Origin of the sequence: Clostridium cibarium, assembly GCF_014836335.1 — a bacterium.
GTDB classification, from domain to species: domain Bacteria; phylum Bacillota; class Clostridia; order Clostridiales; family Clostridiaceae; genus Clostridium; species Clostridium cibarium.
The window spans coordinates 26,064-48,519 of sequence record NZ_JACSRA010000032.1 but is presented as its reverse complement, the minus strand read 5'-3'; the positions used below and the strand labels follow the sequence as shown (position 1 = coordinate 48,519).

Annotated in this window: 26 protein-coding genes, 1 tRNA gene and 1 riboswitch; of the genes, 5 read left to right on the top strand and 22 right to left on the bottom strand. The window is 30.1% G+C overall.

Features of this window, described 5'->3' with window-relative positions:
• The 8 genes from H9661_RS19430 to H9661_RS16650 form a co-directional block, all read right to left on the bottom strand.
• A partial coding sequence (locus tag H9661_RS19430) for a hypothetical protein (RefSeq protein ID WP_207729703.1) occupies positions 1 to 184 on the bottom strand: 184 nt, incomplete at its 3' end.
• 295 nt (positions 185 to 479) lie between these two features.
• Entirely contained in the window at positions 480 to 1,121 is a 642-nt protein-coding gene (locus H9661_RS16680) for a precorrin-8X methylmutase (protein WP_191769908.1), read from the bottom strand.
• Positions 1,122 to 1,132: 11 nt separating this feature from the next.
• Positions 1,133 to 1,657, bottom strand: coding sequence for a cob(I)yrinic acid a,c-diamide adenosyltransferase (locus H9661_RS16675; RefSeq protein ID WP_143317345.1), 525 nt, complete (start codon positions 1,655 to 1,657; stop codon positions 1,133 to 1,135).
• Entirely contained in the window at positions 1,654 to 3,159 is a 1,506-nt protein-coding gene (locus H9661_RS16670; RefSeq protein ID WP_143317346.1) for a cobyric acid synthase, read from the bottom strand. The genes H9661_RS16675 and H9661_RS16670 overlap by 4 nt, the downstream gene beginning before the upstream one ends.
• 19 nt (positions 3,160 to 3,178) lie before the next feature.
• The gene (locus H9661_RS16665) at positions 3,179 to 3,550 is read right to left on the bottom strand and encodes a nuclear transport factor 2 family protein (protein WP_143317348.1); all 372 of its coding nucleotides are present in this window, start codon (positions 3,548 to 3,550) and stop codon (positions 3,179 to 3,181) included.
• A 21-nt stretch (positions 3,551 to 3,571) separates the two neighbouring features.
• On the bottom strand, positions 3,572 to 4,540 hold the full coding sequence (cbiB, locus tag H9661_RS16660) for an adenosylcobinamide-phosphate synthase CbiB (RefSeq protein WP_143317350.1): 969 nt from the start codon (positions 4,538 to 4,540) through the stop codon (positions 3,572 to 3,574).
• A gap of 15 nt (positions 4,541 to 4,555) precedes the next feature.
• Positions 4,556 to 5,146 carry a histidine phosphatase family protein gene (locus H9661_RS16655; protein ID WP_191769905.1) on the bottom strand — a complete coding sequence of 197 codons (591 nt, stop codon included), beginning with the start codon at positions 5,144 to 5,146 and terminating at the stop codon, positions 4,556 to 4,558.
• On the bottom strand, positions 5,139 to 5,543 hold the full coding sequence (locus H9661_RS16650) for a bifunctional adenosylcobinamide kinase/adenosylcobinamide-phosphate guanylyltransferase (protein WP_143317354.1): 405 nt from the start codon (positions 5,541 to 5,543) through the stop codon (positions 5,139 to 5,141). The genes H9661_RS16655 and H9661_RS16650 overlap by 8 nt, the downstream gene beginning before the upstream one ends.
• Before the next feature lie 195 nt (positions 5,544 to 5,738).
• Here H9661_RS16650 and H9661_RS16645 point away from each other — a divergent pair, with 195 nt between their 5' ends.
• The gene (locus H9661_RS16645) at positions 5,739 to 6,050 is read left to right on the top strand and encodes a hypothetical protein (protein ID WP_191769902.1); all 312 of its coding nucleotides are present in this window, start codon (positions 5,739 to 5,741) and stop codon (positions 6,048 to 6,050) included.
• Positions 6,051 to 6,062: 12 nt separating this feature from the next.
• Here H9661_RS16645 and H9661_RS16640 read toward each other — a convergent pair whose 3' ends face one another.
• From H9661_RS16640 to H9661_RS16575, 14 genes are all read right to left on the bottom strand, one after another.
• Entirely contained in the window at positions 6,063 to 6,827 is a 765-nt protein-coding gene (locus H9661_RS16640) for an adenosylcobinamide-GDP ribazoletransferase (protein ID WP_191769900.1), read from the bottom strand.
• On the bottom strand, positions 6,806 to 7,351 hold the full coding sequence (locus H9661_RS16635; RefSeq protein ID WP_191769898.1) for a bifunctional adenosylcobinamide kinase/adenosylcobinamide-phosphate guanylyltransferase: 546 nt from the start codon (positions 7,349 to 7,351) through the stop codon (positions 6,806 to 6,808). The genes H9661_RS16640 and H9661_RS16635 overlap by 22 nt, the downstream gene beginning before the upstream one ends.
• A 10-nt stretch (positions 7,352 to 7,361) precedes the next feature.
• Complete coding sequence (gene cobT / locus H9661_RS16630) at positions 7,362 to 8,450, bottom strand: nicotinate-nucleotide--dimethylbenzimidazole phosphoribosyltransferase (protein WP_143317362.1); 1,089 nt, start codon at positions 8,448 to 8,450, stop codon at positions 7,362 to 7,364.
• On the bottom strand, positions 8,447 to 9,814 hold the full coding sequence (locus H9661_RS16625; RefSeq protein ID WP_341480438.1) for a cobyrinic acid a,c-diamide synthase CobB: 1,368 nt from the start codon (positions 9,812 to 9,814) through the stop codon (positions 8,447 to 8,449). The genes cobT and H9661_RS16625 overlap by 4 nt, the downstream gene beginning before the upstream one ends.
• Positions 9,790 to 11,793: a precorrin-6A reductase gene (cobK, locus tag H9661_RS16620; protein WP_191769896.1), complete on the bottom strand. Its 2,004-nt coding sequence runs from the start codon at positions 11,791 to 11,793 to the stop codon at positions 9,790 to 9,792. The genes H9661_RS16625 and cobK overlap by 25 nt, the downstream gene beginning before the upstream one ends.
• Positions 11,786 to 12,517 (bottom strand): precorrin-3B C(17)-methyltransferase, encoded by a 732-nt coding sequence (gene cobJ, locus H9661_RS16615; protein ID WP_143317365.1) that lies wholly within the window; start codon positions 12,515 to 12,517, stop codon positions 11,786 to 11,788. The genes cobK and cobJ overlap by 8 nt, the downstream gene beginning before the upstream one ends.
• Positions 12,510 to 13,481 (bottom strand): cobalt-precorrin 5A hydrolase, encoded by a 972-nt coding sequence (locus H9661_RS16610; RefSeq protein ID WP_207729702.1) that lies wholly within the window; start codon positions 13,479 to 13,481, stop codon positions 12,510 to 12,512. Before H9661_RS16610 ends, cobJ begins: the two co-directional genes overlap by 8 nt.
• A gap of 65 nt (positions 13,482 to 13,546) precedes the next feature.
• Positions 13,547 to 14,302 carry a precorrin-4 C(11)-methyltransferase gene (gene cobM / locus H9661_RS16605; protein ID WP_143317368.1) on the bottom strand — a complete coding sequence of 252 codons (756 nt, stop codon included), beginning with the start codon at positions 14,300 to 14,302 and terminating at the stop codon, positions 13,547 to 13,549.
• Complete coding sequence (cobI, locus tag H9661_RS16600) at positions 14,303 to 14,986, bottom strand: precorrin-2 C(20)-methyltransferase (RefSeq protein WP_191769894.1); 684 nt, start codon at positions 14,984 to 14,986, stop codon at positions 14,303 to 14,305.
• A gap of 6 nt (positions 14,987 to 14,992) precedes the next feature.
• Entirely contained in the window at positions 14,993 to 16,138 is a 1,146-nt protein-coding gene (gene cbiD / locus H9661_RS16595) for a cobalt-precorrin-5B (C(1))-methyltransferase CbiD (RefSeq protein WP_191769892.1), read from the bottom strand.
• Between the two features lie 255 nt (positions 16,139 to 16,393).
• Positions 16,394 to 16,576: riboswitch (cobalamin riboswitch) on the bottom strand.
• A gap of 71 nt (positions 16,577 to 16,647) precedes the next feature.
• A complete protein-coding gene (locus tag H9661_RS16590) occupies positions 16,648 to 17,571 on the bottom strand; it encodes a ComEC/Rec2 family competence protein (protein WP_191769889.1) in 924 nt (307 codons plus the stop codon).
• A 183-nt stretch (positions 17,572 to 17,754) separates the two neighbouring features.
• Positions 17,755 to 18,666, bottom strand: a complete 912-nt coding sequence (locus tag H9661_RS16585) for a cation diffusion facilitator family transporter (protein WP_143317375.1) — start codon at positions 18,664 to 18,666, stop codon at positions 17,755 to 17,757.
• Between the two features lie 247 nt (positions 18,667 to 18,913).
• Positions 18,914 to 18,989, bottom strand: a tRNA-Trp gene (locus H9661_RS16580).
• 43 nt (positions 18,990 to 19,032) lie between these two features.
• Positions 19,033 to 19,914 carry a metal ABC transporter substrate-binding protein gene (locus H9661_RS16575; protein WP_143317377.1) on the bottom strand — a complete coding sequence of 294 codons (882 nt, stop codon included), beginning with the start codon at positions 19,912 to 19,914 and terminating at the stop codon, positions 19,033 to 19,035.
• Between the two features lie 237 nt (positions 19,915 to 20,151).
• Between H9661_RS16575 and tsaE the strand changes: the two genes are divergently transcribed.
• Genes tsaE through H9661_RS16555 form a run of 4 tightly spaced genes read left to right on the top strand, consistent with a single transcriptional unit; the run spans position 20,152 to position 22,389 of the window.
• Positions 20,152 to 20,613: a tRNA (adenosine(37)-N6)-threonylcarbamoyltransferase complex ATPase subunit type 1 TsaE gene (tsaE, locus tag H9661_RS16570; protein WP_191769887.1), complete on the top strand. Its 462-nt coding sequence runs from the start codon at positions 20,152 to 20,154 to the stop codon at positions 20,611 to 20,613.
• Entirely contained in the window at positions 20,610 to 21,323 is a 714-nt protein-coding gene (gene tsaB, locus H9661_RS16565; RefSeq protein WP_143317381.1) for a tRNA (adenosine(37)-N6)-threonylcarbamoyltransferase complex dimerization subunit type 1 TsaB, read from the top strand. The genes tsaE and tsaB overlap by 4 nt, the downstream gene beginning before the upstream one ends.
• Complete coding sequence (rimI, locus tag H9661_RS16560) at positions 21,307 to 21,744, top strand: ribosomal protein S18-alanine N-acetyltransferase (RefSeq protein WP_143317383.1); 438 nt, start codon at positions 21,307 to 21,309, stop codon at positions 21,742 to 21,744. Before tsaB ends, rimI begins: the two co-directional genes overlap by 17 nt.
• A gap of 27 nt (positions 21,745 to 21,771) precedes the next feature.
• On the top strand, positions 21,772 to 22,389 hold the full coding sequence (locus H9661_RS16555) for an NUDIX hydrolase (RefSeq protein WP_143317385.1): 618 nt from the start codon (positions 21,772 to 21,774) through the stop codon (positions 22,387 to 22,389).
• The last annotated feature ends 67 nt before the right edge of the window (positions 22,390 to 22,456 follow it).

The window sequence follows — 22,456 nt, the reverse complement described above, 5'->3', positions numbered from 1 at the left end:
ACTTCCTTAAATTTATATTAATTATTAGCTTAATCAGTAAAAATTGGTCTACTAATACATACCTTTTCCCCAATAAAATAGACAGCACAAACTCATAATCAATAATTAATTTTACTTTATTAATGAATCTAAAAATTGTAATGATAAAAATAATGGCAGTAATAGTTTCAACTATTATCGCCATTATTTTTCAGCATCTTATCCTCTCATTTTTATTAGATTTTTTTTCTAATATTTTAATAACTCAATTTCCTCCACATCTTTTAAACCATCTATTATGTCAATTATCAATACTCTTGATTTAAAAAAGAAAACATTTAATAATTACGGTTTTTCTCTTTAATATAACCCCTAAATCCATCATCTAATGTACCATGAGTTAAGCTTCCTATTACACTTGTAATTGTTGATGGACCGCATCTTCCTAATCAGAAGTGCTTTAATTATTAAAGTTTACAATTCTATTTTTATTTATTTTCTTATTCCCTATCATCATTTATCATATATAAAAGTGCATTACAAATGGCCGCTGCAACATTACTTCCACCTTTTCTGCCTTTTGCTACTATAAAATCTACTCCTGATTCCATAATAAGCTCTTTTGATTGAACAACATTTACAAAGCCAACTGGCACTCCTATTACAAGCCTTGGATTAATTTTACCTTCCTTTATAAGTTCATATAATCTCACAAGAGCTGTTGGAGCATTTCCAATTGCAAATATTAATTTTCTATCAATCTCTGATGCTTTATCCATACTTGCTGTTGCCCTAGTTGTTCCATTCTCTTTAGCTATTTTAGCCACATCTTCATCCGACATAAAACAAAAAACTTCCCCACCATACTTTGCAAGTGCCTTTTTATTTATTCCAGACTTAGCCATCTGAGTATCTGTAACTATGCAAGCTCCATTTTTTATTGCTTCCATTGCCTTTTCTACAGCATTATCTGAGAATTTCAAGTTATTCACATATTCAAAATCTGCAGTTGTATGAATAACCCTCTTTATTATTAATTCTTTTTCTGGATCTAATTTTATATCACCTAATTCTTCTGTTATAATTTCAAAACTTCTCTTTTCTATATCTCTCGGTAATACATTTTCAAGTTCAATCTTCATATTTATCTCTCCTACATTTCTATTCCTTTTCTTGCAAAAATACCTTTGTCATAAGGATGTTTTATCTTTTGTATATTAGATACATAATCTGCAAGTTCAATAAGTTTTTCATCTGGATTTCTACCTGTCATAACTACTTCAAGCTTTTCAGGTTTATTTTTCAAAAACTCTATTAACTCATCTCTATCAACTAAATTATAATTATAAGCAGCCATAATCTCATCTAAAACAAGCATATCATAATCTGCTTCTTTACTTTTCTTTAAAACACTAGTTAGTAAACTACTATATACTTTTTTTGCCTCTACTTTTTGTTCATCAGTCATATTAAAGAAAAAACCAAAACTCTCTTCACAAGGTATTAAATCTATATTCTCTATACTATTTAATATTTTTAATTCGCTTGAATCATTATTCTTCAAAAATTGTGTAAAAATAACCTTCATTCCATTACCAGCAGCCCTAACACTAAGGCCAATTGATGTTGTAGTTTTTCCTTTTCCTTCTCCACAGTAAATATGTACTAATCCTCTCATACTCCTGCCTCCAAAATCTCATATATTTTTTTCATATCTAAACTTTCTCTTAATCCTTTTGCTAGCAAATCGTATTGCTCTTCTTTATAGTTTACAAAATCAAAGGTTTTAATATTTTCATAATCTAAGCCTTTATTTTTGAAAAGAATAGATACTATCCCCTTAACTACTTCCTCTTCATCAAAAATTCCATGTACATATGTGCCATATACATTATTTAAAGCCACTCCATCTTCCTTTATTATGCCTTCTGTATCAGTAATCTCATTCATTGGAGCTGATTCATTTAATAATTGTGTTATTCCCATATGAATCTCATACCCTTGGAAATTAACATTTATTAATTTTTTTAATGGTCCATCAATATTTTTAAAACTTCCCTTTACTCTAGTTCTTGTTTTTTCTTTTTCAAAAGTAGTTTTAATAGGTAATAATCCAAGTCCTTTTATACTTCTTCCGGCTTCAACATTATATGGATCACATAGCTCCTCACCTAGCATCTGATATCCGCCACATACTCCAAAAATTATTTTTCCTTTTGAAGCTTCTTTTAAGACGACCGCCTCTACTCCTGATTGTCTCACCCACATTAAATCTTCCATTGTATTTTTAGTTCCTGGTATTATTATCATATCTGGATTTTTAATATCTTCTGCTTTACTTACATATCTTAAAGATACTCCTTCTATATTTTCTAGCATATTAAAATCTGTAAAGTTTGATATTCTAGGAAGTCTTATTACAACTATATCAACAAGACCTACACTTTTTCCTTTTGTAAATCTCTCTGATAAACTATCTTCGTCTTCAATATCTACATGCATATAGGGTGTAAGCCCTACAACTGGAATTTTGCTCATATCTTCAAGCATTTCAATCCCTGGATCTAATATGGTTTTATCACCTCTAAACTTATTAATTATAGTACCCTTTATCATAGATTTTTCATCATCTTCAAGGAGCATTATAGTTCCAATAAGCTGGGCAAACACTCCACCTCTATCTATATCTCCAACTAATAAAACTGGAGACTTTGCAAGCTTTGCCATTCCCATATTTACAATATCATTTTCTTTTAAATTTATCTCTGCTGGACTTCCAGCCCCTTCTATAACTATAATGTCATATTCTTCTGCTAATGCATTATAGGCTTTCATTACTTCTGGTACAAGGCTTTTCTTATACTTAAAGTAATCTCGAGCATTCATATTTCCTAGAACTTCTCCATTCACTATTACCTGAGATCCTATATCATTTGTTGGCTTTAACAAAATAGGATTCATCAAAACAGATGGCTTAATTTTTGCAGCTTCTGCTTGAACAACCTGAGCTCTTCCCATCTCTAGTCCCTCTTCAGTTATATATGAGTTTAACGCCATATTCTGTGACTTAAATGGAGCTACCTTATATCCATCTTCTTTAAAAATCCTACATAACCCTGCAACTACTAGGCTTTTACCTACATTGGACATAGTTCCTTGTATCATAATGGATTTTGCCACTAACCTCACTTCCTTCCCTTTAATCTTCTACTAAAGTTCCTTGATGAAAAACCATTTTCCATTTACCATTAATACATTTCCATATAGAACTGCGAAGTGTAGTAATTTTCCCCTTACCTGACTCATTATATTTCTTAATTTTATACATAGCTAATATACAATCATCACTTAATTCTTTTATTTCAAAGTCTAAAATTTCTCCATATAACGAATTCTTGTCATCTGTTTCCTGAAATACGTCTCCACTTTTATAATGATACTCTTGTCCTGAACTACAAAACTCGATAAAGTCATTTGCTAATAAATTATTTATTTTTTTTGCTGATTTTCTTACTTCTGATTTTAGCAAATCATTTTCTAACCTTAATATTTCTTCCTTGATAGAATTCATCTTTATCCCCCAAAAATATATTTAGAACATACTAATAACTACAATTTTAATAAAAGAAAATACCATAATCCCCATAGTTGATGTTATATATAACAATCTATTTGTTATCTTTATATCATCATACCTAATCTTCCTTATATCATCCCCAATAGTCTTCTTCTTATAAAGTTTCCCAAAATAATAAGCATCATCAGCAATTTGTACCTCTAATGCTCCAGCACAAACTGCTTCTGTTTGAGCAGAATTTGGACTTGCATGATTAAATCTATCTCTTTTAAAAATTCTATAAGCATTTTTAGTATTTAACTTTATAAATAAAGATGAAATTATCATTAAATAAGCTGAAACTCTTGAAGGTATAAAATTAAAAATATCATCTAGTTTTGCAGCTACTCTTCCAAAGTAAATATACTTATCATTTTTATACCCAACCATGGAATCCATAGTATTCACAGATTTATATAAGACTCCAAAAGCTCCTCCCCCTATTGCCATAAATAACATAGGAGCAATAATTCCATCTGAAATGTTTTCTGCAATTGTTTCTACTGTAGCTTTAGTTACACCTTCTTTTGTTAAACTATCAGTATCTCTTCCAACTATCATTGAAACCTTTTTCCTAGCCTCTACTAAATCATCTTTTTCTAATTCTTTATAAACTTTCATACTTTCATCTTTTAAAGATTTTGTTGCTAAAAGCTGATAACAAATTAGACTTTCTATAAATAACTTAAAATAAATGCTTATCTTTCCTGCTAAATATAAAATAAAAATAGAGATTCCAGTAGATATAGATATTACGAGTAAAACTAAAAATACTCCTCCTATAAGCTCACCTTCTCTATTTTTAGTAAATACTCTCCTTAATATTTTTTCTATTATACTTATCAATTTTCCTATCACTCTAACAATATGTGGCATCCAAATTGGGTCTCCAAAAAATAAATCTAATACAAACCCTATTATTAATGCAACTAACGATAATAACATAAATCTTCCCCTATTCTAAATTTCAGATAAAACCTTAACTTTTTTCTCTTTAACTTTCCACAACTTCTCATCAATTTCTATAGAATATCCACAGCAATTTCCCGTTTGCCAGTGATAAAAATCTTTATGCGGATATGAATACTTTTCTAAAATAGCCATAATAGTTCCACCATGAACAACCATTGCAGCTAAATTAAACTTACACTCAATAATATTATCCACAACTTCATCAAAAGCTCTTACACATCTTAGTTTAAAATCCTCATGTTTTTCTCCATTTGGAAAAGCTATTGTTCCATTGCTATCAATCCACTTTTGATAATATATATTATCTTTTAAATCTTCATAATTCTTATTTTCAAAATCACCAAAGTCACATTCACTTAAATCATCATATATAATAGGATTTATGTCTTTGTAAATTAACTTTGAAGTCTCTATACACCTATTCATAGGACTTGAATAAACAACTTGAACCTTTGGAAACTTCTTATTTTCTATTAACTTTATTCCTTCTTGGGATAGCTCCTCATCTGTTTTTCCTATATACCTTTTATGTAGATTCCCTTCTGTTTTTGAGTGACGAATCAATACAATTTTAATCATTTTCATCTTCCTTAATAATATTTCCTATACCACAAACTACTCTATGCACTTCTTTTGCATTTTTAGCAACCTCACAGCATATTCTACCTGTAGCTTCTCTATATTCCCTATGAAACTTTTCAATAGGTACAATTCCATATCCTATTTCATTAGATATTATGACAACCTCTGGATTCTCCTTAATAATATTTCTAACTATATCTTTAATTGATTCTATATCCTTTTTTTCTTCTAAAAGTCTTCTAATAAGCAAGTGAAAATTATAAATAATAGGCTTTTCAAAAAAATCCTCTATTTTATCCTTTAGCCCATCTGCTACATTACTTTCATCAAACCCAGTCAAGTCTAAAGTGTATTGTAACTTTCCTTGAAACTCACCACCAATAATAAAAATCATTGTTTATTTTCAATGAGAGAATGTATTCCCCCACTAAAACTCCTTTCTTTTTATACTATTTTTTCCATATGACATGTTCTTCACTTTATTGAAATTCCCCATATTTTAGTATTGTAAAATAAAAATTTTATTATATTAATACAATGTATATTTCTATCAAAACTTCACAAACTATTCAACAGTGAGGTGTATAAAATGAAGTTAAGAATATTTATAATAGCTTTTTTAATATCTATATTTGCTTTTACTGAAACTCCAAAAGCAATTTTTGTATCAGATACCTATAAACAAGGTATCTATAACATTTCCGAGCCTAAAGAATTTTCTGTTACTGCTAAACTTGTAAAAAATCCTTTTACAACTTTTATAATAATCGATTCAAGCGGTAATCAAAAATATTTTAAAAGATTTGATAACTTTGATGAAATTGTAAACATAGGCTATATTAAGAATGGAGATCTTATCATAGTAGCTGGTAATGGAGAAATAGCTGTAAGTAGGTCATAATAGCTTAGTAACTTAGATGATATGAATTAACTTGCTCAAAATCACAGCAGTAAAAGCTATTACAAGTTCACAAACTTGCAAGAAATATCCTGCTAAATCTCCTGTAATGCCTCCAAACTTTTTTATAGACATATTCTTATAATATATAAATGTAAGGATAGCACTTATAATGCATGCACTCCCAAGAATCCTATTAACTAAAATCATAGCTATACCACTTACTAAAATATAAATATACATTGCATACTTAACTCTATTTTTTTCAGAAGCTTTTGAAAAACTTGAGGCTAAACCACTATTCTTTGCACAAGGTATAGTTACAATTCCTAAGCTACTTAAAGCTCTTGATAATATAAATCCTATTCCTAAAATTATCAATGAATCTCCCTTAACTTCACTCCATACCCCTAAACTCAATAGAAAATATATAACACAACTAATAAGTGCAAAAGCTCCAATATGTGAGTCCTTTAAAATCTCTAACTTTCTCTCTATTGGCTGATATGAATTTATTGCATCCATGGTATCTACAAAGCCATCTAAGTGTATTCCTCCTGTTACTAATACAGGCATTACAACATAGCCTACTACACGTAAGATAGCCCCTATAAGTAGTTTTGCTGATATAAATGACCATAATACTAATAGCATCCCTATAACAAGTCCTACAAAAGGGAAAAATACCATTGCATATTTCATATTTTCCTTATTCCAATCTGTTTTTGGCATTGGAATTTTGGAGTACATTGAAAATGCTATTTTAAATGAATTCCACATAACTTATCTTCCCCCTTATGAAATATAGGAATAGAATAAACAACTTCTATTACTACATCTGCTACTTTACCTATTGCAGTATTTATTTCCGCAATATTCTTTATATATTTTTGAGTTTCCTCATCATAGTTTATTCCATCTGAAAAAACTTCATTTGTCACTATAATCAAGTTATCAGAATTCTTTTGAAGTTTCTCTATTCCCTTTAAAATTTCTGATACAGTCAATTCCTTAGATCCATCTTCTAAATACATTTCATTAGCCACTAAATTAGATATACATTCCAATAGCACCGTTGAATTCTTTGGTATCTCTATTTTTTTTAAATTTATAGGTTTCTCTATTGTTAAGAAATTCTTTTCTTTTCTAAGTTCCCTATGCCTCTCTATTTTCTTCAAACATTCATCATCATAAGGAAACATAGTAGCTATATAAATCAAATTTTCAGATTTAAATGAAGCAGAAATCTCTTCAGCCCTTTCTGATTTTCCACTTCCACTTCCACCTGTTATTAAAATCAGCATGTCTACTCCTTTAAACTTTTGGTGTATATTCTTCTATTTCTATATCTCCAAAAGTACTCATTTTCTCATATACTTCAGAGGCCATATCTAAAATAGGAAATAATGCAACAGCACCTGTACCCTCTCCTAAACACATTTCACATGTTATAAAAGGCTTTAGCCCAAGGGATTTCATTAACATTTTTCCTGCTGGCTCCTTTGAAACATGTGATGGCAATATATAATCTATAACTAAAGGCTCTATCCTTACCGCAACAAGTGCTGCCACTGCTGATATAAATCCATCTATAACTACTGGAACTTTAGCTGCAGCTCCACCTATAAACACACCAACAAGACCAGCTATATCATATCCACCAACCTTAGCTAATACATCTATAGCATCCTTAGAATTAGGCTTATTTATTTCTATTCCTCTTTTTATAGCATCTATTTTTCTTTCCAATCCTTCTGAAGATAATCCAGCACCTCTTCCAGTAACTGTTTCTACTGATTTATCTAAGAGAACAGAAGCTATAGCACTACTTGTTGTAGTATTTCCTATTCCCATTTCACCTGTTGCAATAATATTGTAGCCCTTACTCTTAAGTTCTATAGCTAAGTTAATTCCAACCTCTATAGCTTTTATTGCTTGCTCTCTTGTCATAGCAGGCTCTTTAGCTAAATTCTTAGTTCCATAAGATATTTTTCTCTTTAAAACATTAAGAGGTTTTATCTCACTTTCTTCATCTAAAAATTCTTCTGTATCACTTACCATTCCAATATCAACAGGATAAAGATCTGACCCAGATAATTTTACCATAATAGCTACACTAGTTTTTTCCTTAGTAAAATTCTCTGCAACTATTCTAGTTACCTCCCTATCAGCTTGAGTAACCTTTTCTTCAACTACTCCATTATCTGCACACATAATAACCAAGGATTTTTTCTTTAAACTTACATTGCTACTTCCTGTCATACCTGCTATTTTTATAATAGCTTCTTCAAGTAGTCCAAGACTTCTTAAAGGTTTTGCTATACTGTCCCAACGTCTTTGACTTTCTTCCATAACCACTTTATCTAGTGGAGTAATACATTTTAATGTTTCTTCTAATTTCATGATAGACCCCCAAATTCTATACATCTTTTTATAAATTCCTGTGGTATTTCAGTATTAGAATAATAATATAAATGAGGAAAACCAGCTAATAAATTATTAGTTGAATTTATACAATTCCAACTTCTTTTCCTTAAAGGCTTTTCTGCTATAAAGCTTTCTCCTGAGCTTTCACTATCCCAATAATGAAACTCATGAGCCTTTATGCTACTACCTTTATTACAAAGAAAATTATCTTTTATAGCTTTTAAATTTATATATCCAAATCGTCCGAGCTTTGAAGTTTTATATGTTTTTCCTCCTATTACACCTACCATGTTATGAAACTTATTTTCATTATCCTCCATACTTTCATGTAGATACATGAAGCCTCCACATTCAGCTATACATGGAAGACCTTTATCTATAGCATATTTAATTTCTTCTAGCATTGCCTTATTATTACTTAAAGCTTCTGCATAAAGCTCAGGATATCCTCCACCTAAGATTAAGCCACTAATATTTTTGGGTAGTTTTTTATCTCTTATAGGGCTAAAGTATTCTACTGTAGCTCCCATTTCCTTTAGTAGCTCTATATTTTCTTGATAGTAAAAACAAAAAGCTTCATCATATGCTACTGCCACTTTAGGGTTTCCTTCTAATTTCAAAACTTGTGGTTTATTATACTCCAATTCCTTTGCACTATTTGCAAGGTTAATTATTTCATTTATATTTATAGTCTTTTCAAATTGATCAGAAAGTTTATTTAATTTCTCTTTTAAATCTGTTATCTCATTTGGTGTAACAAGCCCTAAATGCCTACTTTCAATAACTAAATCCTTTAATACTGGAACATATCCAAATACCTTTATACTTAAATTTTCTTCTATTAATTTCTTAATCTGAGGATACATCATTTCAGAAATTTGATTAAGTATAACTCCTTTAATACAGCTGTTTTCTTTAAACTCTAAAAAACCTTTGATTATAGGAAGAATAGAAAGACTCATACCTCTACAATTAACTACTAATACAACTGGAGTATTAGTAGCATTTGCAACATCATATGAACTAGCCTCAGTTGATATTCCAGCAAGTCCATCATAATAACCCATTACGCCCTCTATAACTGATATATCCATATCTTTTGTAGCTTTATTCATTAAATAGTAAATTGTATTTTTATCTGCAAAGAAAGTATCTATATTTCTTGATTTTGTTCCAATTACCTTTGAATGAAACATTGGATCAATATAATCTGGTCCACATTTAAAAGATGTAACTTTCATTCTTCTATTAACAAGTGCTTGCAACAATCCACATGTAATCATAGTTTTTCCACTTTCACTTGAAGTGGCTGCAATCATAACTCTTGGACTTCTCCCCACTTCATATCATCCCCTTTACATGTGATTATGTATATTGGATTTTGTCCAATCATCATATTATACTTTCCTAAGGCTTTTCCTTTTGATATAGCAACTTGAACTATTTCTACATCTACCAAATTAAACTCCTTAATACACTCAATAGCTTCTGAAATAGTCTCTAAAGTAATAGCGTTAAGAACTATTTTAACCTTTGGATTCTTTTCTAATAATTTTCCTATTATGCTTCTTAAATTACCTGATGTTCCACCAATAAAAGCTCTAGTTGGAGGAGGCAATTTTTCCATCATATTAGGTGCTACCCCTTCTATAACTTCAAGATTAGAAGTCATAAATTTCTTCTTATTTCTTTTTAAAAGTTCAATTGCTTTAGGATTTTTTTCAATAGCAAATATCTTTCCTTTTCCTACTCTCAAAGCCATTTCTATTGCTACAGAGCCTGTTCCAGCCCCTATATCATAAACTATAGAATCTTCATTTAAACTGATTTTAGAGATAGAAATAGCTCTTACCTCACTTTTTGTCATTGGGACTTCACCACGTATAAATTCTTCATCTACAATCCCATGAGTAACTGAGCCATCTATAAATTTGTCATTATCTATAAGCATTACACTAAGTGAATCAAAATCTTGTGAAATAAAACCTCTTGCTAATCCTTTATGTATCTTCTCATTTTCATAAGATAAATTTTCTGCAATAGCTACCTCTAAATTTCCTAACCCATACTCTACTAACTCTTCACATATCTTTTTAGGACTATAATCCCCTCCAAGTAATAGAAATGTTTTCTTGTTATGTTTTACTGCATCTAAGAAATTTTCTTCTCTTCCATGCAAACTTAAAAGTTTAACATCATCCCAAGAAACACCTAGCTTAGAAGAAAAATATGATAAAGAAGATACTCCACTAATAGCATGAACTTCATAGTCTTTTAAATTTTCTAACAAGCTCTTTGCTCCACTAAAGAATCCAATATCTCCTGATAAAGCAATTGCAATAGAATTGTATTCTAAGTGATTTTCAACAAAATTAACTATTTCATCATATTTATATGAATTAAAAGTTGGCTTATTAAAACTCTTTAAAGCTTCTAACATCCTTTTAGCTCCAATAATCACATCTGCTTCTTCAAAGACCCTCTGCCCTTCTCTAGTTAAAGAGTCTAAGTTTCCCATTCCAATCCCAACTAAACAAACTTTTCTCTTAGGCTTATTCTCTAAAAATCCTTTATTTATAATTTTAACTACCTCTAAATAGCTAAACCCTTCTTCATCCATTGGCCTACCTATTACTATTGATTTTGCACCAGCTTTACTTGCAGCCAATACCTTTTCACTAAATCCTCCAACTTTTCCTGACTCTTTAGTAACCATATATTTTGCTAATGTATGCTTAAACATAACATAATTTAGCTCTTCACTAAAAGGTCCTTGCATACAAATTAAATGTTTTCCCTCAAAGCCAAGCCTCGTACATTCATCTACAACTTTTGTAGTTGAAAGGACTCTTGCATAGATTCTTTCCTTATAATTATCTAAGGCAGTAAATTTAGCTAACTCCTTACTTCCTGTTGCAACAAAAACATTACCCACAGTATCCTTTAAATAATTCACAGCCTCATCCACAGAATTTACATAAACAATATTTTCACTTAATACTCCTTCTTCACTACTACGTATTAATCTTAAGTACTCTGTTTTAGTATTCTTACAAGCTGAAATTACATTTTTTGAAACTTCAACTGCATAAGGATGAGTTGCATCTATGACTAAATCAAATCTTTCTCTTTCCATTAAACTTATCATTTCCTCTTCATTTAATGGTTTAGAGGAAACTTTTATATTATCTCCATCTACAAGAAGTTTTTCTCCATATTCTGTTGCAACACAAGCATAGATATTTATATCATTATTAACAAGATAGCTAATTATCTCTCTTCCTTCAGTAGTTCCTGCAAAAACAAGGATATTATACATTTTTATATCCTCTTGGAGTTACCATTTTACCATTTATATTCTTTGTTTGAGAGTTGCCAATATAAACTGTAGTGAACATGTCTACTTCTTTATCTCTTAATTCCTTAAGTGACATAACCTCAATAGCTTCACCTTCTCTTCCTATGTTTCTAACAACTCCACAAACAGTATCTTCACTTGCAAATTTTAATACAATATCACAGGCCTTTTGCAGATAATCAAATCTCTTTTTACTTGAAGGATTATATAAACAAATTCCAAAATCAGCTTCTGCAGCACATTGTAATCTCTTTTCTATCTTTTCCATTGGAGTTAGTAAATCACTTAAGCTAATAACAGCAAAATCATGTATTAATGGTGCTCCAAGAACAGCTGCTCCACTTGAGGCTGCTGTGATTCCAGGTATAATTTCAACCTCTACACATTCATACTTTTGCCCTATTTCTAATATTAATCCTGCCATTCCATATATTCCAGAATCTCCACTACATACTAAAGAAACATTTTTACCTTTTTGTGCTTCTTCAAAAGCGAGCATGCAACGATCAACTTCCTTTTTCATAGGTGTAGTTAAAAATTCTTTATCTCCAAAATGATCTTTTATAAGATCTACGTAAACTGTATACCCAATAATAACTTCACTTTCCTTTAAAGCATTTATAGCTTTAATTGTCATTTGCTCATATTCCCCTGGCCCAATTCCAACAACATATAATTTATTCAAAACTTACACTCCAATCTTCTTCAGCTATGGCAACTGTAACGCCATTTTCTGCTCTCTTATTTATAATTAACTTTCCATTATTACTTCCAAGTGTTGCTGCTCTTTCACAAACATTACTTACACCAGTAATACTTTTTACAAAAGCAGACTCACTAAAATTGCCTTCCAGTCTCTTCAATTCATCAGCAGTATATGTTACAAATTTAAATCCATACTTTTCTGCAAAATCAATTAGTCCCTTTTCATCTTTTTTCAAATCAATACTAGCTATATTTTTAACTGCATTAATTAAAATATTATTTTCATTTAAAACTTTCATAACAAGATTTTCTATTTTGTCTATACTTGTATCTCTTCTACAACCGATACCTAAAGTTAAAATCTTAGGAATTAAATTTAGAGTATTTATAAAAGGTCTTTTCTCTTGTACTGAAATGCAAACTCCAATTTCACCATTTTCTAAAATCTTAAGCTCTTTAGGCAATTTACCTTCTATTTTGTAATCACTAACTAAACCTATATCCACATTGTCCAAAACTTCACTAGAAATCTTCTTTGCCATAGTCATATCATTTATATAAAGATTTTCCTTTTTTGCAAAAACATCAACTGAGAACTTATCATTAATATCTGTTGCTGTGGTTATTACTGGAGTTGAATCTAAAATCCTTAAAATTTTCTCTGTTAAAGAATTTGCCCCACCTATATGTCCAGATAAAATAGGAATAGTAAACTTCCCTAATTCATCTATGACAACTATAGCTGGATCTGTTGTTTTTGAATTAACAAAAGGTGCTATAGCCCTTACTGCAATCCCTATAGCTCCTATAAATATAATGGCCTCTTTTTTATGAAAATGTTCTTCTGTCCAATCCTTTAATCCATTCTTCAAAGAAAATAATCCAAGCTCTTCAGCTGATTTATACATTGTGAAAGCTTCACAATTATATCCAAAGTCACTCAAACTACAGCTTAACTCCTTATTTAATAAACTCCCTTTTTGAGTAAAACTAATTACTGATATATCCACTATTCTATACCTTTTCTAAATTCAGTAGTAAACTTTGGATTATATAAATCTGAACGACTATACTCTGAACTAAGAACATCTCCAACAATAATAAGTGCTGTCTTTGTTATCCCATTTTTCTTTGCAGATTCAGCTAAGGTGCTTACAGTACATCTTACTACTTTCTCATCATCCCAAGTAGCTTTATAAACTATTGCTGCAGTTGTATTTTCTTTATATCCACCAACTACTAATCTTTCTTGCAATTTTTCTAATAAACCTGTACTTAAAAAAACAACCATAGTTGCATTATGAGCTGCAAGTTTTGATATCTCTTCTTTTTCTGGTACACTAGTCCTTCCAACCATTCTAGTAATTATTACTGTTTGAGATACATCTGGTAGTGTATATTCCAAGTTTAAAGCTGATGCTGCACCACAAAATGAACTTACTCCTGGACAAACCTTATACTCTACATTATGTTTATCCAATACATCCATTTGCTCCCTGATAGCACCATAAATACTTGGATCACCTGTATGTAATCTAACTGTCATCTTATTTTCTTTTTCAGCCTTTAAAATAACTTCAATAACTTCTTCTAAAGTCATCTTTGCACTATTATGTACTTCACAACCTTCTTTTTTATACTCTAAAAGTTCTGGATTAACCAAAGATCCCGCATATATAATTACATCTGCCTCTGATAATAACTTTTGCCCTCTAACTGTAATTAAATCTACTGCTCCTGAACCAGCCCCAACAAAATTAACCATTTATTTCTCCTTTACTATTATTAAAGAATAATAACTTGAATCATCTTTAATATCATTTATATCTCTATATACTTTTTCATTTTTCATACCACAATTTTCAACCATAACCGAATCGGATTCTGTGCCTTTTAGAATTTCTCTAACCTCATTCATCTTTTTCCCTGACTTCATAAGTACCTTCGTCCCTGGCAAACTAAGAGCATCTCTAATTTGGTATGATGCTGGAATTACATGAAGTTCATCAAAATTTTCTACTAACCCCTCATTTATCCTAGCTGCTGCTGCACAAAAAGAAGGAATTCCGCTTATTATCTCTGTATCATAGCCTTCTCCTAAAACAAGTCTATGAATATATAGATATGTAGAATAAATTGTTGGATCTCCCAATGTTATAAATGAGATTTTCTTTCCCTGATTAAGCTTTTCTATAATAGCTTTAGCCCCTTCTTCATGGCTCTTTTTTAATATATCCTTATCCTTTGTCATAGGCATTGATATGCAAAGCATTTCTTTTTCTTCCAAACTCGGTACAGATTGAACTGCTATTTTATATGCCACACATTTCTCTTTATTGCTATTTGGAATAGCAATAATATCGCTACTTTCTAATATTCTTACAGCCTTTAATGTAAGTAGTTCTGGATCTCCTGGTCCTACTCCAACTCCATATAATTTTCCTGTCATCACTTTTTACTCTCCCCCATTTAGTTTTTCTAATATATTTTCTACGTCCCTTGTTTCTCCAAGAAGACCATGTTCATTAGAAAACATTATAGCTCCTATTAGCAGCCTTTTATCTGCTCTTTTATTCAGATAGAAATCCATCTTTTCCATTACAAGATTCATAGTCTCATTCTTAATTTTCCCCTCTTCAAGGATATCCAATGCTTCATCCGTAGTTATACATTCCATAACATTTTTTAAGAGGTTACTTTCTCCCCCTGCTAAAAGAGCATTTGCAGTAATTATCTCCATTCTGGCATCTGCATTTTTAGAATGGGTATTCATAATTCCTCCAGCCAGCTTAATGAGCTTGCCAATATGTCCAATAAGCAAAATTCCTTTAAGATTAAACTCATTAGCTATATCTATGGTATCTCCAATAAAATTACTACATTTAACAGATTTGCTTATATTAATTTTCATATTATCATGCAAAAAATTTTCACCATAATTACCTGGAGTAACTACTAAATATTCTGTCCCATTAGCTGCTAACTGCTTGATTTCTACCCTAATAGTATCAATTAAAGCGGCTTCACTCATTGGCTCAACTATGCCTGTTGTTCCTAAAATAGAAATTCCTCCAACAATGCCAAGCCTAGGATTAAAAGTTTTTTTAGCTAATTTTTCACCTTCTGGAATAGAAATCTCCACATTTATACCACCTTGATAATCATTTTCCTCACAAATCTCCTTAACTGCATTATGAATCATGCTATATGGAACCTTATTAATAGCTGCACTACCAACTGGGCATTCTAGACCTTTTCTTGTTACTCTTCCTACTCCAATGCCTCCATCTATAACTATTTTTTCACAAGTACCTTTTGACACTTTAGCATAAACTAACATTCCATGAGTAACATCAGGATCATCTCCACTATCTTTTTTAATAGCACATTTTACATAATCTTTGCATTTTTCTATCTCTAATACTTGTAATTTTAATAGCATTCCTTTAGGCGTCATAAGTTCAATATTGTTTATTAAATTATTTCTTAAAAGCATTATAGTAGCTGCTTTAGCTGCTGCTGCTGCACAAGATCCTGTTGTGTATCCATATTTCAATCTTTTATTATTTTTATATATGTACTTTTCATCTTCTCTTATCATATCTCTATACACTACCTATACTCAAAATTAATTTATGAAATAAGTGGCTCAACCAACCACCTTTTCAAATTTTATATAATTTCCTAAGGAATAAAAAAACACCATTGCCCTTTAATAATAGACTAAGTCTAATATTAATTAGGTCAATGGCATTATATGTATGAGAGCTATATTCTCTAAAATTTCATCACAAAAAAGTGGTATATCCACATCTCTTTGTATAAATTTAAACATATAACTCCGGTAACCGCAGGGTTATTGAATAAAATACAAGCAGGTATTCTGGCTTATAGATCATCATATGAACTTACCTTCCCAAGAAACTTTTCAAAGTGGTCTAAAAATTAGCTCATACTCCTTATTTACAGCAACGGACTTGCGTGGGACTTACACCCAACTTCCCTATTAATCTACTGAACTTATATTCCATACTAATTAGTATAGTTTATACTAAATTTATTCTTTTTCTTTGATTATAGTATTGATTTTATACTACGTCAATGTGAATATTACTTCTTTGTATTGCTACTCTTAGTATCTTCTTTAACTTTTTTATCTGGAGAAACATATATTTTATTACCATCAGAATATATTGTTATAGTTCCATTTAAGTCAGTTCTCAATACTTTTTTTGATTTTAACTTTTTTAAAGTTGCTTTTGTAGGATGTCCATATTTATTATCTTTACCTACACTTATAACTGCATAAGTTGGATTTACATTTTTCAAAAAGTTATTACTTGTGGAACTATTGCTTCCATGATGGCCAACCTTTAACACATCAGCACTTATATCAAGGCCATTTTTCATAATTTCATTTTCACTAAGTTCCTCAGCATCTCCCATAAATAGAAATGAATTTTTCCCATATGTTAACTTAGTTACAATAGAATAATTATTTACATCTTCATAGTCACCACCATTTGGTGCTAGAAATGTTAGCTTTGCATTTTCTATAGTAACCTCTTCTCCAACACTAGGTGCTTTCATCTGAATATTTTTCTTTTTAAGTGCATCTATCATATTTTCAAAAGACTTTGTATTAGCTGTTACTTTAGGAGCATAAAAAGCACCTATATTAATCTTATTTATAATGGTTGTCATACCTCCAATATGATCATCATGAGGATGAGTAGCTATTACATAATCTAGATTTGTAACTCCTATCGATTTTAAATAGCTATACGCATCATCATCCTTATCTCCTGCATCTATTAATATGTTCTTCCCATCTACCTGAATAAGTTCTGAATCACCTTGTCCAACATCAATATAACTTATTTTCAGATTATCCTTTGAATTTTCTTTTGTTTCTACCGATCCTGCTATATCATCTAAACCTTCATCTACCTTATAACTTTTTCCACATGAAACTGCTGATAGTGAAAATCCTAAAATCAATAGTATAGCTAGAATTTTTTTTATTTTCTTCATATTCTCCCACCTTTCATAAATTACTATATATACTAATTTAAGTTTATTAAAAACACTTGTCAATGCTCCACTATAAAAACTTGGCAAATACTCTTTTTCCCATTAATGAGCCTCCATGCTTGGCACACCTAAAAAATCGCAATCCATATTAGCCTGCGATTTTCTAATAACTTCATAACAATATTAATTATGCTTGCAATGTTCTTTATTTAAGTACTGACAATCACCACAATGATTTGTACATGATTCTAAATGTATCATAACTTCTGTATTCTTTAGGGAATTTTCTAAATCTGCTTCTATAATATCACATATATCATGAGCTGATTTTACAGACATATTTTCTGGAACAACTAAATGTAAGTCAATATACTTTACATTTCCTGATTTTCTTGTTCTTAAATTATGAAAATCACAATAAACTGAACTATGTTTGCTTATAGCCTCTTCAATATTTTGAATCTCTTTATCTGATAACTTAAAGTCTAACAATGGATTAAATGCAGACTTTAAAAGTTCAAATGCTTCTTTTAAAATAAATAAGGCTACCAAAATTGCCACCACAGGATCTAAGAAGTTAAGCTTTGTTATCCATATTAGCAATAATCCAACACCAACACCCAAAGCAGTATATACATCAGTTTTTAAATGTAACGCATCAGCCTCTAATGCTACAGAATCTTCTTGTTTAGCTACTTTATATAATTTCTTAGATACCACAAAATTTACAGCAGCAGAAATAAACATAACAATGAATCCAAGAGCAAAAGACTCAATTTCTTCGCTAGGATACATAATTTTTTTTACTGACTCAAATATTATCCATATAGATGCTATAAAAATTAATAAGGATTCTATAACCCCTGATATATTTTCAACTTTTCCATGTCCATAAGGATGATTTACATCCGCTGGCCTATCCGATATCCTTACAGAAAAAAAAGCAATTATGGCTGCTACTAAATCCATAGATGAATGAATAGCTTCTGATAATATACTTACGGAACCTGTAATAATACCTACAAATAATTTCATTGCTATTAATACTGAATTAGATATTACTGAAAGAGTTGCAACTTTTGTTTTATTGTTCATTAAAAAGTCCTCCCATTTTTTTACTTCAATTCTCACTTGATACAAACCCTTATGCTAATAATAGCGAATTATCCTTGTGTAGTCAAGGATAATTCTCCGAACATTTCTATCAATTGATAATGGGACTTAGTTTGTTATGATTACTTTTTATTATTAGCATTTACCCTGATTTTATATATGCTTATACTAAAATAATTTATACTTTTAAGATAAAAAAAAACCGTAAGCATTTCGCTTACGATCTTTGTGGCAGGGGCAGTAGGACTTGAACCCACAACCAATGGTTTTGGAGACCACTACTCTACCAATTGAGCCATACCCCTTTAGGACAAGATTGATTATATAATATTATTATTCAAAAATCAACTATTTGTTCTCATTTAATTCAATTAAATCATAAAATGATTTATAGTTTTTCTCAATTAAGTCCTGAACATCAGAATTTCCGTCATATCTATCTAAAGTAACCACTTTATAACCTACTTCAGTCATGGGAGTTTCTCTATCTTTTAATACAATAACCTTCGTAGGATCTAATTTATTATCCTTAATTACACTTTCTATAGTTTTATTATTAGTAACTTTTATAGGAGAAATACCTATCCCTCTATAAAAATAATCTAATTTATCATCTAATGAAATAAATTTATACTGAGCTAAATCTTTTTTATTTTCTTTCATCTTATTTATTTTCTTATCTATATTTTCTATAACTTTATTATAATTTTCTTCATACAGAGTCCTATTTTTAGGGTCTTTATCTTGAATAGCCGACTTAATATTATAAAGAACAATTTTATATTCTTCTAATCCTGGATAGAAATATATATTTTCTTTATTCCCATTATCAGTTTGTTGCTGAATTACTCGTATTCCTCTTGATATATCTATTGTTCCTAAATTGCTTTTATTTAACTTATTTATTAACTTCCCACTCCAAGGTTCAAAGTCATTTCCACTATAGAAAAACAAATCCATATTTGAAATATTATTTATTGTTTCATCATTAAAAATGAAATCTTTGGACTCTTTTTCAGTTAAAAACATATATTCCACATTGTGCTTGTCCCCTACAATTGATTTTACCATCTCATATTGTGGTTTATTGCAAGTTATTATATTCAAATATAAATCTCTTTGTGCATCGGTTGTATCAACGGTATTAGCTATCATTGGATTTGAAAAGGTTCCGAGTCCTAAAAACAATAGAAATGTTATAAATAACATTCCAAAGGTTAACTTTTTCAATATTACACCCCCTTGACCATTTCCAGCTTCTAGATCTTATATTTCTTTATAATTATATACATAAAGTTTATAAAAATGTATATAAATTATTCTTCTTTATACCCTATAACATTTTACACCTAGATTTCTGTAAATACAAGTCTCACATTTTCTTAGTTATATTTTTTTATAATGCTTTCTTTTTATTGAAATTTGGATAAAATAATAAGTAGAACAAATTTTTGAAGGGAGTTACATATGGAGTTTAAAGTAAATAGTATAGAAGAAACTACAAATATTGGCTTTCAATTAGGTAAATTACTTAATTCTAGTGATATTATTTGCTTAACGGGAGATTTAGGTACAGGCAAAACCCATATAACTAAAGGAATAGCCAAAGGGCTTAATATAGATGATACTATAACTAGTCCAACCTTTAACATTGTTAATGAATATACTAGTGGAAGACTAAAATTAAATCATTTTGACGTATACAGGGTAAGTGATCCTGATGAAATATATGCAATAGGATTCGATGACTATATTTTTTCTGATGCAGTTTCCATAATTGAATGGGCTAATTACATAGAAGAGATACTTCCAAAAGAATATCTACATATACATATATCTAAAGATCTTGCTAAGGGTGAAAATTATAGAAAAATAACCTTAACTGATTATGGTAATCGGTATTCTTATATTAAGGAGTTGAAGTTATGATAATTTTAAGTTTAGATTCATCTTCAAAGGTTGCAACTGTAGCTCTATTAAAAGATGATGCTTTGCTTGGAGAATATATTTTAAATGATAAAAAAGAACACTCTGTACTTTTAATGCCTATGATTGAAAATATTTTAAAGGAGTGCAATTTAACTATAGATGATATAGATGGATTTGTTGTATCCAAAGGACCAGGATCCTTTACTGGGCTTAGAATAGGCATGGCAACCGTAAAAGGATTAAGCCTTGGACAAAACAAACCATATATTAGTATATCTTCTTTAGATGCTTTAGCATATAGTGTATCCTCTTTTTCCGGTATAATATGTCCTATCATGGATGCATTAAGAGAAAATGTATATACAGCTCTTTACAAGAATAATAATGATATACTTGAAAATTTACTAGAACCTACTCCTTTAGATTTAGATGATTTACTTTCTTTGCTAAAAGAAAAAAACGAAGAAGTTATTTTTACTGGGGATGGTTTATTAAAGCATAAAGAATACATAATGGAAAATTTCTCAAAAGCTCATTTTGCACCTAATCATTTAAACATAATTCGAGCTTCTTCACTTGGTGAACTAGGACTGAATCTTTTAAAAAATGGTACTTTTGATGATCCAAATTCAGCTCCTATCTATTTGAAAAAACCTCAGGCTGAAAGAGAGTTAGAAAGAAGGTTGAAAATGGATGAGTGTAAAGCTTAGTCTAATGAAGAAAGAAGATTTAAGCCAAGTATTAGAAATAAGTTCATTAAGTCTTAAGGAATCTTGGAGTTTAGATTCTTTCTCAAAGGAACTGTCAAATCCTTTGGCAAAATATGTAGTTGCTAAAACTGATAATAAAACAGTAGGTTTTGCAGGAGTATGGATAATCGTTGATGAAGGACACATAACTAATATTGCAGTACATCCTGAATTTAGAGAAAAAGGAATTGGTAGTGATTTAGTTCAATCTTTAATTGAACATTCCAAATCATGGGGCTGCCATTCATTAACTCTAGAAGTAAGAGCCTCAAATAAACCTGCACAAAATCTTTATAAAAAGTTTGGATTTGTAGAAGAAGGTATTCGCAAGAGATATTATCAAGATAATAAAGAAGATGCTATTATTATGTGGAAACGCTAAAATTTCAATATAGAAAAGAGGATATTTATGAATGAAAAATGGTTGACCTGGGCTAAAAAGCTTCAATCCATCGCCCAAGCAGGACTTGAATATTCTAAAGATAAATACGATCTTGAAAGGTTTGAGCAAATTAGAGATATTTCTGTAGAAATAATGCATGAATATACTGATATTGATAACTCAAAACTTTATGATTTGTTTTGTAATGAAGTTGGCTACCAAACACCTAAAGTTGATGTACGTGGAATTATTATTAAAGATGAAAAAATTCTTTTAGTTAAAGAAAGTTTTGATGGCAAATGGGCTCCTCCTGGCGGTTGGGCTGAAATTGGACTTTCCATAAAAGAAAATACTATAAAAGAAGCTAAAGAAGAAGCTGGGGTCAATGTCATACCTAAAAGAATAATTGCAATATATGATAGGAATACACATAACTATCCTACTTGTGCTTATGACATCTATAAAGTATTTGTTATTTGTGACTTAATTGATGGAAAATTCACTGAAAATATAGAAACTGAAGCTAGTGAATTCTTTTCCTTAGATGATCTTCCAGACTTATCTACTGGAAAAATTACAAGAGAACAAATTGAATTTTGCTTTAAAGCTAATGAAAACGAAAATTTACCTGTTTTCTTTTCATAAAAATAGACACATTGAATTTAATTCAATGTGTCTATTTTTAGTAAGTTTATTATATCAACTTCATGGA

What these genes read in the sequence shown, in the direction of transcription:
- H9661_RS16680 (WP_191769908.1), bottom strand. Translation starts at nt 1,121, where the DNA reads ATGAAGATTGAACTTGAAAATGTATTACCGAGAGATATAGAAAAGAGA.
- H9661_RS16675 (WP_143317345.1), bottom strand. Translation starts at nt 1,657, where the DNA reads ATGAGAGGATTAGTACATATTTACTGTGGAGAAGGAAAAGGAAAAACT.
- H9661_RS16665 (WP_143317348.1), bottom strand. Translation starts at nt 3,550, where the DNA reads ATGAATTCTATCAAGGAAGAAATATTAAGGTTAGAAAATGATTTGCTA.
- cbiB (WP_143317350.1), bottom strand. Translation starts at nt 4,540, where the DNA reads ATGTTATTATCGTTAGTTGCATTAATAATAGGGTTTGTATTAGATTTA.
- H9661_RS16655 (WP_191769905.1), bottom strand. Translation starts at nt 5,146, where the DNA reads ATGATTAAAATTGTATTGATTCGTCACTCAAAAACAGAAGGGAATCTA.
- H9661_RS16650 (WP_143317354.1), bottom strand. Translation starts at nt 5,543, where the DNA reads ATGATTTTTATTATTGGTGGTGAGTTTCAAGGAAAGTTACAATACACT.
- H9661_RS16645 (WP_191769902.1), top strand. Translation starts at nt 5,739, where the DNA reads ATGAAGTTAAGAATATTTATAATAGCTTTTTTAATATCTATATTTGCT.
- H9661_RS16640 (WP_191769900.1), bottom strand. Translation starts at nt 6,827, where the DNA reads ATGTGGAATTCATTTAAAATAGCATTTTCAATGTACTCCAAAATTCCA.
- H9661_RS16635 (WP_191769898.1), bottom strand. Translation starts at nt 7,351, where the DNA reads ATGCTGATTTTAATAACAGGTGGAAGTGGAAGTGGAAAATCAGAAAGG.
- cobT (WP_143317362.1), bottom strand. Translation starts at nt 8,450, where the DNA reads ATGAAATTAGAAGAAACATTAAAATGTATTACTCCACTAGATAAAGTG.
- cobK (WP_191769896.1), bottom strand. Translation starts at nt 11,793, where the DNA reads ATGTATAATATCCTTGTTTTTGCAGGAACTACTGAAGGAAGAGAGATA.
- cobM (WP_143317368.1), bottom strand. Translation starts at nt 14,302, where the DNA reads ATGGTTAATTTTGTTGGGGCTGGTTCAGGAGCAGTAGATTTAATTACA.
- cobI (WP_191769894.1), bottom strand. Translation starts at nt 14,986, where the DNA reads ATGACAGGAAAATTATATGGAGTTGGAGTAGGACCAGGAGATCCAGAA.
- cbiD (WP_191769892.1), bottom strand. Translation starts at nt 16,138, where the DNA reads ATGATAAGAGAAGATGAAAAGTACATATATAAAAATAATAAAAGATTG.
- H9661_RS16590 (WP_191769889.1), bottom strand. Translation starts at nt 17,571, where the DNA reads ATGAAGAAAATAAAAAAAATTCTAGCTATACTATTGATTTTAGGATTT.
- H9661_RS16585 (WP_143317375.1), bottom strand. Translation starts at nt 18,666, where the DNA reads ATGAACAATAAAACAAAAGTTGCAACTCTTTCAGTAATATCTAATTCA.
- tsaE (WP_191769887.1), top strand. Translation starts at nt 20,152, where the DNA reads ATGGAGTTTAAAGTAAATAGTATAGAAGAAACTACAAATATTGGCTTT.
- tsaB (WP_143317381.1), top strand. Translation starts at nt 20,610, where the DNA reads ATGATAATTTTAAGTTTAGATTCATCTTCAAAGGTTGCAACTGTAGCT.
- rimI (WP_143317383.1), top strand. Translation starts at nt 21,307, where the DNA reads ATGAGTGTAAAGCTTAGTCTAATGAAGAAAGAAGATTTAAGCCAAGTA.
- H9661_RS16555 (WP_143317385.1), top strand. Translation starts at nt 21,772, where the DNA reads ATGAATGAAAAATGGTTGACCTGGGCTAAAAAGCTTCAATCCATCGCC.